At 59.8% G+C, this 14235-nt stretch carries 9 protein-coding genes; 2 read left to right on the top strand and 7 right to left on the bottom strand.

What is annotated here, in order from left to right; genetic code table 11:
• Window positions 1-12: 12 nt before the first annotated feature.
• From ACYQ12_RS12905 to ACYQ12_RS12875, 7 genes are all read right to left on the bottom strand, one after another.
• On the bottom strand, window positions 13-1905 hold the full coding sequence (locus ACYQ12_RS12905) for a tetratricopeptide repeat protein (RefSeq protein ID WP_459872386.1): 1893 nt from the start codon (window positions 1903-1905) through the stop codon (window positions 13-15).
• A gap of 42 nt (window positions 1906-1947) precedes the next feature.
• Window positions 1948-3192, bottom strand: coding sequence for an alginate lyase family protein (locus ACYQ12_RS12900; protein WP_459872383.1), 1245 nt, complete (start codon window positions 3190-3192; stop codon window positions 1948-1950).
• Window positions 3193-3538: 346 nt separating this feature from the next.
• Entirely contained in the window at window positions 3539-4792 is a 1254-nt protein-coding gene (locus ACYQ12_RS12895) for an alginate lyase family protein (RefSeq protein ID WP_459872380.1), read from the bottom strand.
• A 116-nt stretch (window positions 4793-4908) separates the two neighbouring features.
• Window positions 4909-5802 carry a polysaccharide lyase gene (locus tag ACYQ12_RS12890; protein ID WP_459872377.1) on the bottom strand — a complete coding sequence of 298 codons (894 nt, stop codon included), beginning with the start codon at window positions 5800-5802 and terminating at the stop codon, window positions 4909-4911.
• A gap of 121 nt (window positions 5803-5923) precedes the next feature.
• Window positions 5924-7444 carry a PilZ domain-containing protein gene (locus tag ACYQ12_RS12885; protein ID WP_459872374.1) on the bottom strand — a complete coding sequence of 507 codons (1521 nt, stop codon included), beginning with the start codon at window positions 7442-7444 and terminating at the stop codon, window positions 5924-5926.
• Window positions 7445-7499: 55 nt separating this feature from the next.
• Window positions 7500-9437 (bottom strand): glycosyltransferase, encoded by a 1938-nt coding sequence (locus ACYQ12_RS12880; RefSeq protein ID WP_459872371.1) that lies wholly within the window; start codon window positions 9435-9437, stop codon window positions 7500-7502.
• 554 nt (window positions 9438-9991) lie between these two features.
• Window positions 9992-11389 (bottom strand): UDP-glucose dehydrogenase family protein, encoded by a 1398-nt coding sequence (locus ACYQ12_RS12875; RefSeq protein ID WP_459872369.1) that lies wholly within the window; start codon window positions 11387-11389, stop codon window positions 9992-9994.
• Between the two features lie 844 nt (window positions 11390-12233).
• Between ACYQ12_RS12875 and ACYQ12_RS12870 the strand changes: the two genes are divergently transcribed.
• A complete protein-coding gene (locus ACYQ12_RS12870; protein WP_459872367.1) occupies window positions 12234-12701 on the top strand; it encodes an SUF system Fe-S cluster assembly regulator in 468 nt (155 codons plus the stop codon).
• A 59-nt stretch (window positions 12702-12760) separates the two neighbouring features.
• Complete coding sequence (gene sufB, locus ACYQ12_RS12865; protein ID WP_459872364.1) at window positions 12761-14203, top strand: Fe-S cluster assembly protein SufB; 1443 nt, start codon at window positions 12761-12763, stop codon at window positions 14201-14203.
• The last annotated feature ends 32 nt before the right edge of the window (window positions 14204-14235 follow it).

Genomic DNA, 14235 nt, shown 5'->3' with positions numbered 1-14235 from the left:
CTTCTTACGGTCTCATAAAATCGTGATTGCCATTGAATCGTTGCCGGTGAGCAACTGGCGCATGGTTTCCAGCGCCATTTGACTGTCACCATCGATGACCTTGTCCAGCCACAGTAGCGCCTGCTGCTGGTTGGCGTTCTCCAGCCCGTTGGCCCACAAATAGGCCTTGGCCAGGGCCAGGCGCGCAGTAGGGTGGCCCTGTTGCGCTGCCTTGACCAGGTATTCGACGCCTTGGTCGCGATCCACCTGGAGGTGTTCTCCAGTCAGCAGCTCGCGTCCCAGCGTGGCTTGGGCACCGGCGTGTCCGCGTACCGCCGCACTGAGTAGCAGTTGTCGGCCACGCTCGATGTCCTGGGCCAGGCCATCCTCGCCGCGCAGCAGTGCCCGCCCCAGCAGGGTGCGTGCCGACAGGCGCCCCGCCTGGCTGGCCCGTGAAAGCCATTGATCGGCCTGTTGGGCATCCTGCGGCATGCCCTGGCCTGTCAGATAGGCCTCTCCGAGCAACTGCGCGGCGTAGGCGTTTCCGCCATTGGCTGATCCGGTGAGATAGCGCCGTGCTTGATCGCTGCTCTGTCGGACGCCCGTGCCTTCGAGATAGGCGCGACCCAGGATCAACTGGACGGAGGCATTACCCGGGGCTGCCTGGCGTAGCAGGGCAACGCCACGTTCGGGGTCAGCGCATACGCCGTCGCCGTGCAGTAGCGCTTCACCGAGATCGGCTCGGGCGCTGGCATGTCCCTGGGCAACGGCCTGCTCGAGATAGCGGACCCCCTTGGCGGCGTCGCGCCCGACGCCACGGCCATGCAGGTACATGCGCCCGAGTGCGGCCGCCGAACTGGCAGACCCCCGCGAGGCGGCTTCGGCCAGCCAGTGCACGGCCTGACCGGAGTCGGCTGTGACACCGTTTTTCCCCTGATAGGCCCGGCCCAGGTGCATCATGGCTTCGACATCACCGGCTTCGGCCGCATTGCGCAGCATCGTCAAACCGCGTGCGGCATGGCCTTCGTTCAGCAGGATCTCCCCGGCTTCCCCCTGAGCGTCGGTGTCTCCCGCCTCGGCTGCCTGCAGCCACCAGTCACGGTGCCTCTCCGGTCGGGGCAACAGGCCATCATCGGCATATAGCCGGGCGAGCTGCGCCATGGCACCAGTGTCGCCTGACTGCGCGCGGGGCTCGAGCATGGCTTCATAGCGCTGAATGTACGTGCTGGCGCTGTTCTGGTCCTCCGGCAGCCAGCCGCCGGGGGAGTACGCCTGCGCCAGAGCATAAAATCCCCGGGAACTGCCAGCCTCCGCCGCGGACTGGTAAAGAAGACGCGCTTCCTGGAGATTGGCCGTGGTGCCGCGTCCGGCCACCAGCATATCGGCCAGCTCCAGTTTGGCATTGGCGTCACCGCCGGCGTCGACGGCCTGACGCGTGAGGAGATAAGCCAGAGTGTCGTCATGTTCCACGCCAATGCCGTCGCGATACAGTCTGGCCAGACGTAATGAAGCATTGTCGAGAATGGAAGATGGGCGGCGGAGGGCCTCTCCATACAACTGGGCCGCCTTGGCTGGGTCACGGGGCACGCCGAGTCCCTTTTCGTACATCTGGCCAAGTTCGTAGTAGCCCGGGGGGAAGCCCCGCTCCATCATGGCGTGCAGGATGCCGACGGCTTCTTGCGTATTCCCGGCTGCCAGGGCCTGATGGGCGAATTCGACGTGATTCCAGTCGAAAGCGTTCATCTCGACCGGCGCTCCGCCATCGAACCAGTCATAATATTGCGGGTCCAGCCGCGCAGTCACTTCGTCCATGCGCTGGCTGCTACCCACTGCGCAGCCGTTCAGCCCGGTCGCAGCCATGACCGAGATCAGTGCGGTATGCATCATGCGTAACCTGGCGGGACGGTTTTTTTTCAGTCCGGACATAAGCGGTGCTCCCTGCATGACATCATGCATTTCTTGTGTAGATCACTCCTCGTCGGGGACGACAATCTCGGTTCTGTTGGCCGACGTCTCGGTGACTACGGCCTGTTGCTGCGCCTCGGGATCCATGAAATAGAGCGTCACGTAGCCGCCTGCACCGCGATTGTCGATGGGGCGATATCGTCTAATGAAGTCCTCGAGACGGGCGTCGTCGAAATGGGAAAGATAGATCTCGGCCCAGGAAAAATACTGACCGTCCTCGAGGAAGCCGCGGTACTGTTCGTGCGGTGCATAATCCTTTAGCGCTTCGGGGTTCTCGATGATGGTCAGGGCATAATCGACAGCATCGTGAATGGTGCGCCCGTCGATTTCCAGATTGAAAATGTCGTAACCCTGGCGGTAGATGACCTGCATGTTGGTAATCAGGTAGAGCAGGGCGTAATTCTGGTAGTGCGTGGCGCGGCGACCACGTAACAGCTCGAGGGGAATGCCGCCCTCTTCCGTCAGGTCGTGCAGAGCGGAATAGATGGCACTGACACCGAAACGGAAAAGTTCATCGTCATTGGTCAGAACGCCGATCATCGAGGCATAAAGGGCACGACGGTAAAAGTGGTTGTTACAGCAACTGGCCTCGCCACCGGGAATTTTAGAATGCTTGTGGGCAAGGCGATTCAGCCAATCGTTGATGCGAGCCTTCTCCTCGGTCATGCCTTCCACCCGAGGCCGGACGATGGAGTAGGCCATGGCGGCGGCGAACATCATCGATTCCGTGGCGTACCAGGCCTGACGGTCGCTGGGAGCATGATAGAAATCCATCAGGGCATCGGCTTGGGCCCAGTGATCGAGAAAGCGGATCAGACATTGCCCGTAATAGACATCTTGCGTGGACATGTAAGAACCTGCCAGGCCGCTGACTGTCGTCTCGAACTGGAACAGCGGCTCCGAGGCCAGGCGCCAGGCCTCGGGGCTCGGATAAAAACCGGGTATTCGGATGCGCTTATCCAGGGGCGGGATCTCCAGCAGTTGCTGACAACTGGGGCCTATCTGTAATTGATCCATTTGTCCGAGCAAGATCGAGTTTTCCGTTTCCGCCAATGTCTCGAGACGCTTGTCCACATCGAAGTAGGACGCATCGGTGTCGTTGACGACGTACGCCGAGAGATCCAGCTTCTGGCGCTCTTCATAGCTGAGTGCACGAGCCGGATCGGCACTGAGAGCGCTGCATAACGCCACTCCCATCCAGAGCCCGAAGCCCGTCAGATAACGCGTAAGTTCATTGGGTGAACGCATAGCAATGATCATCCTGTGATCCAGTGGTTGTCGGCCTGTTCAGCCGTTCATGCCGATGCGTTCCCTGCGTACCGCCGACTCTTTTTGGTCCCGGTCGTGCGGTCTTGTCCGTGATGCCTCGCTGTCTTGGCAGGGCTCCGGACAATGCCGTCGTGGCAGAGCCTGCCTCTAGGAAAATGCTTCTCCGTCCTGTTGCGAACCTCGGTTCTACCGTGCTGCTGATGTCTGGCCGACCTCGGCCATGCTGCAAGCCGGCCCCTCGGCGTCGAGCGGCCGGCATGGCAGGGGATGACGACTTATCCGAGTTCTTCGGCCGGGTCGGCAGCCGGTCTGCACGTGCCCGGCTTCATCCCTGTTCATCGGGCAGCACCACGTCGACTCGCTCCTTGACCGAGTCGCTGATCACCACCTGCTGCTGGGCATCGGGGTCCATGAAGTAGAGCGTGACATAGCCCCCCGCGCCACGGTTGTCGATGGGGCGGTACTTCCTGATGAAATCCTTGATACGAGAGTCGTCGAAGTGGGTCAGATAGAGTTCCATCCACGAGAAGTACTGCCCATCCTCGAGAAAGCCGCGATACTGCTCGTGGGGGGCGTACCCCTTCAGCTCGCTGGGGTCTTCGATGACGTCCATATCAAAATCGACGGCATCCTTGATGGTGTGGCCGGCAACCTCGAGATTGAAGACATCGTAGCCCTGGCGGGCAACGACCTGCATGGCCGTGATCAGATAGAGCAGGGCATAGTTCTGATAGTGGCTGGCGCGGCGGCCGCGATGCATCTCCAGGGGGAGCGCACCTTCCGGGGTCAGGTCGTTGAGAGCCGAGTAGACCGAGCTGACGCCGAAGCGGAAAAGTTCGTTATCGTTGGTCAGCACACCGATCATGGCGGCATAGATGGAGCGCCGATAGAAGTGGTTGTTGCAGCAACTCCCGTTGAGACCACCAACGATGCCGGAGTGCTTGTGCGCCAGGCGGTTCAGCCAGTCGTTGATGCGGGTCTTTTCCTCATCCATGCCTTCCACCCGCGGGCGCACGATGGAGTAGGCCATGGAGGCGGCGAACATCATCGACTCCGTGGCATACCAGGCCTGCCGGTCATCACTCCTGTAGTAGAAGTCCATCAGCGCGTCGGACTGGGCCCAGTGATCGAGAAAACGGATCAGGCACTCGCCATAGTAGGTATCGCCGGTGGACATGAAGGAGCCTGCCAGGCCGCTGACGGTATCCTCGAACTGGAACATTGGCTCCGACGCCAGACGCCAGGCTTCCGGGCTGGGATAGAAACCCGGCATGCGGATGCGTTGATCCAGCGGCGGGATTTCCAGCAACTGCTGGCAGCTGGCACCGATCTGCAACTGGTCCATCTGTCCCAGCAGCAACGGATTCTGAGTATTGGCCAGTGTCTCGAGACGCTTGTCGACATCGAAATAGGAGGCATCGGGATTCTTGACCACATACTCCGAGAGATCGAGTTGCTGGCGCTCTTCGTAGGTCAGGGCGTAGGCCTGTGGCATGACGCTGAACAGACAAGACGCGAGCAGCACGCTGCACAACAAGAAGCGTACCGTGCTGTAAAAAGAGACGGGCATGAAACGCATAGCCGATCATCCTTGATCTTACGCCATCGCGAAGCCGGCTTCCGCCGAGGATGGCGTTCCATTGAGTGATTGCTGCTGCTTATCCGGGAGCTGCAGGGCTGGACCTGCAGACTCACTCAGCGGTCGGGTGCATAGACCTGGAAATCGCCGAAATCCACGACCTGATCGCGCGGGGTGCGCCACCCCTTGCCATGGCCGCCGAAGAAGGTGGAGAACATGACGCCATCGATCGTCACGTCGCCGGTCGTGCGGTAGACGATACCGTGCTGCTCCAACTGAGGTTCGCCGTCTATCCAGACGCGCGCGATTCCATTCTCCCTGTCGGGGTCATTGAGAATGATCTCCTGCTCCACGCTGACCCATTGCCCGGTCGGGAACGTCCATTCGCCACGCCCGACGGACTCGCCATACTTCGTATCCTTGTTGACCACGTACTCGTAGAGTTCGCCCTGGCCATCCTGGCGCCACATGAAGCGCATGGAGAAGCCGTTGGTTCCCGTCACCTCGTCCCCGCCGCTGGGCGCGTCTCCTCCGTACAGCCCCGGTAGCTTGCCGCCCTTGACGAAATCGAAGCCGGGCTCGAAACGCACCTTGTAACGCAGGCAGGCCCGTTCGGTGCCATGCAGATCGTCGAGGCGGGCATAGAAGCCGGCACCTCCGCGCCCTTGATCGCTGGGCGCCGAAGTCCCCTTGGGGTATAGAACGCGCATGGCGGTTCCGCTCAGGCCGGATTCCGCAGATGAGAGCAGGGTGACGTTGCGGTCGAGCCCCCAGTTCTTCTCGGCCCGATAGCCCGTTTCGATGGCCCGCTCGGGATCACCCATGCCTGCAGTCGGGGCAGGAGAGGCCACCAGGGGGTAGCGAGCCGAGCAGGTTGCGACGGTAGGACGGGAAAGGTCATCCTTTTCCTCGTCAGCGAAGGCGGAGGAGGACAGTCCCATGAGTATCCCCGTCACGGCCAGCGCCATGAGTGGCGTGCATCGCTTGTCTGGGGCCGTCTGACCTGTCATCGACGCTTGCCGGAGAAACCGACCGGAGCAGATGCGTGGCATTACGGACTCCTTGAGTATCATTGACAGTGTATGGACCGGCCCGACTTCGAGAAATTCCGAAGCCGGGGCCTGAGCACGGTTATTGAACCGCGTCATACACCGTGGATTTGGCTGCATTGAACAGCTGTGCCGTCTGTTGAGCCACGGCCCGGCCACCCTGCCAGACCCACTCGACCGCCTCGTCGAGTACAGGCGCTTCGGAGAAGCGGACATCTACAGGTACACCGACCATGGTGGCGGGCAGGGGCTCCTCGGGGACCAGTAGCACACTGGCGACGTTCTGCTGCTGGCGGACCCACTCGGGGAAGCCGGCACGGGGCTGGCGCTCGACATCCAGTGCCACGGAGCGTACGCGAGCGGCGATGGGCTCGGAGGCGTTGGGCAGCGCGATATAGGCACGTTGGTGGGGCTCGATGTCACCAATCTTGTCCATGTGGACCAGCGCTTCGACCATCACGTCGTTGGGACCGGTACGAATGAGCGTCATGATGCGGTCGCTCTCGTTGATATAGGTCCCGCCACCACTACTCAGCGCCCAGGCGACGAGGCATTCGCAGGGGCTATAGATCGTGTTGGAGGCCATGCGAGCCTCGAGAGCGTCGATGCGGGCATTCTCATAATCCCGGGCGGTCTCGAACTGTTCGATACGCACCTTGGCGATCTCGGGCGAGACGGTCTCGAAGCTCGGCGGACGCCCATCGGAAGGGGTGGTGGACTGTGCCATGCTGACCTGCTGCACGCTGGGATCGTCGAAGCGCTGACGCATGTTTTCGATCAACTGAGCGTTGTAGCTGTGTGCCGCTCGTGCCAGGATCAGGTCGGTTTCCAGATCGCTGTCCTTGACTCGCGCCAGCGGCTGATCGCGCTCGACCCGGTCGCCGGCCTGCAGGTCATGTTCGCTCAGCTGACCTGCGCCGGGCGAAAGGATGTCGATGCGCGGGGCCGTGACAGCGGCAAAGTCGGGCTCGATCAGCATGAAGTTGCGATAGGCCGTGGCCACCGCGACGGCACAGAGCACGATGGCCGCGAGAGCCAGCGCGACATAGCGGCCCCAAGGCTTCGAATGACGCTCGGGCTTGTCGGCAGCGGGTGCCGCCCGGCGCTTATGCGGCGTCTGCGGGTCCTCCTCGTCCAGCAGCGCTTCGACGCTGGCATAACGGCCGCTGAGGTGGGCACGAATCACGCGGCGCAGCAGCTCGCGGTGGCGTCGGTCGATCTGGGTGAATTCGAAGGCGACCGTGTCGCGGCTGCCCTGTGCTTCGTCACGGATGACGCGTGCGGCTGCCGGCACGATCAGCTCCGCGGTACCTGCAGTGATCAGCAGGGAGACCGAAACGACCTTACCGGTATCGAACGACTCCTGGCTGACCAGGGAGAAGCCGCCCAGGGAAAGGTCGTGACCCTGGAAGGAGCGGCCATCTTCGAGCTTGACGCTGAAAGGGACCTGGACGCGAATGAAATGTCGCTCATCGCGGCGCTCATGGCCCAACTGGTCCTCACGGGCGGCATCCATGCGCGAAGACTCATCGGCTCCGCGTCCGCCCTGATTGTTCGGCCGAGGCGTCTCCTGGCCACCGTTGGGAGGGGTGTGATCAGACATGTTCGTGGTCTCCTCGCGTTATCTCTTGATCCAGTCATCCTGTGGAACGCCACGTTCAGGTGCCGTGACGTAGCCTTACTTCCATGTCAGATAGCCTTACGAGGCTTTCATTGACGTGCATGCTGCAAGCGGCCTGCCTATCGCAGCGAAGGGAGCCGATGTCTCCCAATGTCCGACCACGAGAGTCGGTAATGATGGCGGCGACGTCCGGGGTGACTTCCAGAATGGTGGGCTCTGCCGCGTCGGCCCCATATATCCAGGCTGCCCGGATCCGATCGACGGTAGCGAGTTTCTCGGTCAGTTCGGAGCCGAGCACGATCGTCTCGGGGGGAAGATAGACCTCGCCATCCTGGGGCGCGTCGCTCATCGCCAGCGCTACCCAGTAACCGTCATTGCGTGTTTCGTCCCGCCGCTCTTCGGCCAGAGGGTTTTCATCGCCATTCATGGCGGCGATGGATACCCGGTCGGGTGGCGCGAGTACACCGACCGAAATCGCCAGTATCAGCAGCAGTGTTCCCATGAACAGACCATGCATGACATGCCCCATGCGACGCTGGCGACGGGCTGCCTTGAAATCGTCGGGCTCACCGGCGGAGATCCCCTGACGTGACCACTTCTGACGGTTGAAGCGGAAGCTGACATAGGTCTTGAGTGCGGCGCCCAGCACCTGGTTGTAATAGAGCAGCGGCACCCACAACAGGCTGGCGCGTCCGCGTTGCGCCGCCAGGACCAGCGTCGCCATGCTACGAGTGAACAGGATCCACAGCATGTAGGCGAAGATGAACGACGGGCGCACGAAAAGCGTCAGCATGATGGCCACGGAGGGACCGATCAGCGTCGTCCACATGGAGAGTCGCTGGTCGACCAGGCTCCACCACGTGAACATGCCCATGGAACGAGGTCCCAACTGGATCGCTCTGTCACTGGTGCGCAACATGTTGCCGAACCAGCGCCGCATGAGATCCATGGAGGATTTGAAAAAGCGCTTGCGGTCAGGCAATTCCTCGAAGCCCGTCACGTAGACATCGGGAATATAGAGCATCTTCCAGCCGTTCTTGAGCAGCCAGAACCATGTCGACTTGTCATCGCCGGACAGGAACTTGAAGTTGCCGAAGCGCCAGTGTTCGACGTGGTCGTTCTCGACCAGATCGATAAAGCCGGGATCCGTTGCCAGCTCGGCGCGGAAGGCGCTGTAGCGCCCCGTCAGCACCAGTAACCGCTCGGAAAGCGACATGGAACTCATCACCAGGTGGCGTTGGGCATAGCGCAGGTCGTACCACTCCTTGGTGACGTCATTGCCGGTAACGATGGAATTGTTGTTTGTCGTCAGGGCGCCCAGGTCATCCTTCATCAGGAAGAAGGACAGGGAGCGCGATAGGGTACCGGGCTCGATGCGAATATCGCCATCCATGGTCACTACCAGCGTCCGGTGCGATGGCATGCGCCGGGAAATGGCACGTAGCACCTCGGCCATTGCCGAGCGCTTGCCGTCGCCTTTCTGGAACATGTAGCGGATCTCGACGTTACTCGGCCAGCCGTTGTCCGACATGACGTGATCGATGATGTCGACATCACTGCGATCGGCGATCGCTGCAAAAATGGTGGTAGGCACGTCGTAGTGTGCCGCATCCTTTATCAATGCATCATAAACGGCGAACGTCACGTCGGATTCGATGCGGTAGGAGGTGCACAGGATGTAGAGTGCATCCGGCTTCTGCTCCGCGCCGACGGCGTCGGCCTGGGCCCGCATTCGGGGAAAGACGCGTCGGTTGTACCAGACGGAGCGAATGGCCTGTGTAAACCACCATGAGTAACGCCAGGCACCGATCAGGCCGATAGCCAGAATGAAGCTCTTCGATTGTGGCGAGAAAACTTCCCGAGGTAACTCGGAAATCAGCAGGACGAGTAATGCCGCCATGAACAGCAGTGTCGCTAGCTCGGTCACTCGCGACGCCTTGGTCGGCTGTGCTTGTGTCTTCGGTTGTTCGGACATGGGCTCTGCCCCTCAATTCGGCCAGAGTTGGCTATATCATTACCGTGATTGCATATGGCGTATTGCCAGAGCACGTCGGAAAAACGTCAACAGTAATGGCGAATACATAACTGCATCTGATCGGTGACTTTCTGATCAGTCGTAATGTTATTTAAAGTAATTATATTTTTAATTACTGTAATTAACGCCTGCAGTTCTTGTATTAAAAGATATTGAGTGGCAGCCAGATATCCCGGTGCTTCGCGTCGATACTCTTGAGCGCTTCAGTCCACCTGAGCGATAGACGGAGCGCAGGGAATTGGCTAGGGATAAATTAAAATTTATCCGGCCTGGGGATTTATGCAAGAGTTGCCGTGTTTGCATATAACATCCTGTCATTTGCATTAACGGTGCGTGTATAAGTCAGGTATTCCAGCGATAGTCATTACCGCTTACCCTGCCTTGTGAATGGCTCGACAGTCGAACGCATGTCGTGTCAGGCCCCGCAGGGCAGAAGATCGTTCAACATCCGTTTGATCTTCTACCCTGCGTTATTGCATTATCGAGCCGATAATTCAGGCACCGGCGGCTTGTTTGGTCGCTGTTTCGACCGCAGCCTTATGACCGGCGTCGTATGCCATGCGCAGTGAGTCACCCCGTCCCACCCCATAGTAGAGTAGGCCTGCGGCCTTCACGCTATGCGGTTCGAAGAGGTTACGGCCGTCCACGATCACCGGCATGGCGAGCTGACTCTTCAGCCAGGCGAAATCCACGGTGCGGAAGGCCTTCCACTCCGTGCAGATCACCAGGGCATCGGCGCCATTGATGGTGGCGTTACGGCTCTCGCACAAGGTGAGGTCGTCCCGTTCGCCATAAATGCGACGGCACTCTCTCATGGCTTCCGGATCGTAGGCCTGAACCTTGGCACCTGCGGCCCACAGCGCTTCCATGAGAGTGCGGCTGGGCGCTTCGCGCATGTCGTCGGTGTTGGGCTTGAACGACAGTCCCCACACGGCAATCGTCTTGCCTTTCAGGTCGCCATCGAAAGCCTGGGAGAGCTTGCCGAACAGCGTGGCCTTCTGCCGATGGTTGACGGCTTCCACGGCATTGAGCAGCTCGGCGTCGTAGCCGATCTGCCCGGCGGTGCGTGACAGGGCCTGGACGTCCTTGGGGAAGCAGGAGCCGCCATAGCCACAGCCGGGGTAGATGAATTCGTAGCCGATACGCGGGTCGCTGCCGATGCCGCGACGGACCTGATCGACATCTGCTCCCAGGCGCTCGGCAAGGTTGGAGACTTCGTTCATGAAGCTGATCTTGGTGGCGAGCATAGCGTTGGCTGCGTACTTGGTCAGCTCCGCGCTGCGCACGTCCATGAACATCAGCTTTTCCTGACGGCGGTTGTAAGGCGCATAGCATTCACGCATCAGCATCTTCACCCGCTCGGAATCCGTGCCGACGATGATCCGGGCGCCTTCCGCGAAGTCCTTGACGGCAGAGCCTTCCTTGAGGAATTCCGGATTGGAGCAGACGTCGTATTCCAGATCGCTGCCACGTGACTGCAGGACTTCACGAATGGCATCGCTCACTTTGTCCGCTGTACCGACGGGTACGGTGGACTTGTCGATGACCAGCTTGTAATCCTGCATATGCTCGGCAATGGTACGGGCTACCGCCAGCACGTACTTGAGGTCGGCGCTGCCATCCTCGTCAGGGGGGGTGCCGACGGCAATGAACTGCACGGTGCCGAAGGCGACGGCTTCAGCGGCATCCGTCGTGAAAAACAGGCGCTCTTCGGCGACGTTGCGCTTCACCAAGGGTTCCAGGCCTGGCTCGTAGATGGGAATTTCACCCTGCTTGATGCGGGCAATCTTGTCTTCATCCACATCGACGCACATCACCTCGTGACCTGCATCAGCTAGGCAGGTGCCGGTGACCAGGCCGACATACCCAGTGCCGAAAATCGTTACTCTCATCTTAAACCTCCCTGTTGGTTAACCTTCTTTCCCTGTTCAAGGCTAAGCATGTTCGAACTGGCAACAAGTATAACCTCACCTTACTGAATTCATACGTTGGCTTCAAGCTGAGAACGCTGAATTACAAAAGCTAATATGATTTCTGTAAGTATTCTTGGTTAAGAAGAACTCAAACCTCTCGGCGAGACTCTGCAATTACTTAATAAATCAGTGCTAGAAGACACGTGCAGATCCGCGATGGTCTGTTTCGACACAAATAACTGATTCCTGCGTAGCGATACGAAGCCGTGCCTAACAAAACTAGCACAAGCTCTTGCGCATGCCAGAAATCGATGAGCGTATTGCGCCATTATCCTGAATCGTTTCAGTCGCTTCGCCTCGGGTTTCGTTTCGTGTCGCTGTAGGGCGCATTGTAGGCGCATTTCCTTTCTGGCGACAGGGGTGGTTGTCCACATGGCCAAATAGCCGTCGAATCAGAGGGCGGTGCGCGTTCCTTCCCGGTTCGACTCAAGAGTGCGCGTTGCCATAAAAGGAAGATTATACCGAAGTGCCTGGGGCGTTTCAGTACGGGCGATTCTGCATTGGGCGCAAGGAGAGAAGGTGGGGCAAGATAAGTAAGTGAGAAATTTTTTCACATCCTTTCTTTTGTCAGGAAAGTTGGGAGGTTATGGCCAAGAAGAGCTTACATTATTTTAAATGGTTAAATTTTGTTAATTTTATTTATTTTTTTATGGCCGCTCTTGTCGCCCGTTTGCGCCCCTCATCGCGTGGCCGGGCGGGTCATGCTTCACATGCGGGCCATATAGGACTAAAATGGTACCGAATCCAACATGGTGGAGCAGGCATGTTGAAGTTGTCCAAGCTGACCGATTACGCCGCTGTCGTGATGGCGCAGATCGCGCGCCACCCTCAGCAGGCGCATGCTGCCGCGGAGCTTTCCGAGGTGGTGCAGCTGCCTTACCCCACGGTAAGCAAGACACTCAAAATGCTGGCGCGGGCAGGATTGCTGGAATCGCGGCGTGGCGTGCTGGGAGGGTATCGTCTGGCGCGCCCGGCATCCAGCATCACGGCGAGCGATATCATCGCCGCCATCGAGGGGCCTGTTGCCGTGACGGAGTGCAGCCACGCCGACGGAGGATGTGATCTGCTCGGCACCTGTGGCGTGGCAGACAACTGGCAGCGCGTGTCGCTGGCGATCGGCGCCTTGCTCGATAGCGTGACGCTGGCGCATCTGGCCCAGGACTCACCGCTCAAGCTACCCGTGCAACTACCTATACAGAGCGTGACGCTGGCCAGTTCGGCCAAGGTCTAAGCGCCCGACATTGACCGCGTATTCTGTTCGACAGCATACCGCCCGGGAGGGGAGATATCATGGCAAGTCAGGAAATGGAGCAGCTTGTCCGTCGCGAGTACACCCAAGGGTTCGTGACCGACATCGAGAGTGACACGGTTCCGCCCGGTCTGGACGAAAGCGTCATCGCCTTTATTTCGGAAAAGAAGGGCGAGCCCGAGTGGATGCTCGAATGGCGCCTGGATGCCTACCATCAGTGGCTGAAGATGAAAGAGCCCTCCTGGGCGCATCTCAACTATCCGCCGATCGACTATCAGGGAATCTCCTATTTCAGCGCCCCCAAGAAGAAAGACGATGCGCCGAAGAGTCTCGATGAGGTCGACCCCAAGCTGCTCGAGACCTACGAGAAGCTGGGCATCCCTCTGCATGAGCGCGCGGCCCTGGCAGGCGTGGCGGTAGATGCGGTATTCGACTCGGTTTCGGTGACCACGACCTTCAAGGAGAAGCTGGCGGAAGCGGGTGTGATCTTCTGCTCGATTTCCGAGGCGATTCGCGAATATCCCGAGCTGGTACGCCAGTATCTGGGAACGGTCGTGCCCAAGGGCGACAACTTTTTTGCTGCGCTCAATTCGGCGGTCTTCACCGATGGCTCCTTCGTCTATGTGCCGGAGGGCGTGACCTGTCCCATGGAGCTGTCCACCTACTTCCGTATCAACGCCGCCAACACCGGCCAGTTCGAGCGGACGCTGATCATTTGCGACAAGCAGGCCCAGGTCTCCTATCTGGAGGGATGTACCGCGCCGATGCGCGACGAGAACCAATTGCACGCCGCGGTCGTCGAGCTGGTCGCGCTGGAAGATGCCTACATCAAGTACTCCACCGTACAGAACTGGTATCCGGGAGACGAAGAAGGGCGGGGCGGCATCTACAACTTCGTCACCAAGCGCGGCGACTGCCGCGGCGATCGCGCCAAGATCAGCTGGACCCAGGTCGAGACCGGCTCCGCCATCACTTGGAAGTACCCCTCCTGTGTGCTGCGCGGCAAGGACAGTGTCGGCGAGTTCTACTCCGTCGCCGTGACCAACGGTCGTCAGCAGGCGGATACCGGCACCAAGATGATCCATATCGGTGAGGGTACCCGTTCCACCATCGTCTCCAAGGGTATCGCTGCAGGCAACAGTGATCAGGCCTACCGCGGGCTGGTCAAGATCGGGCCACGGGCCAAGGGGGCGCGCAACTTCACTCAGTGCGACTCACTGCTCATCGGTGATCGTTGTGGTGCGCATACCTTCCCTTATCAGGAAATCGGCAACAGCACGGCGACTCTCGAGCATGAGGCGACCACCTCGAAGATCGGCGAGGACCAGCTCTTCTATTGCCGTCAGCGCGGCATCTCCGAGGAGGATGCGGTCAACATGATCGTCAACGGCTTCTGCAAGGACGTCTTCCAAGAGCTGCCGATGGAGTTCGCGGTGGAAGCCGAGGCGCTGCTGAACGTGACGCTCGAAGGCGCGGTGGGATAAGAAACGGCTGCGCAACGCCTGCACGGCGTTGG

This window comes from Halomonas shantousis, assembly GCF_054654615.1.
This window is presented reverse-complemented; position numbering and strand designations above follow the sequence as displayed.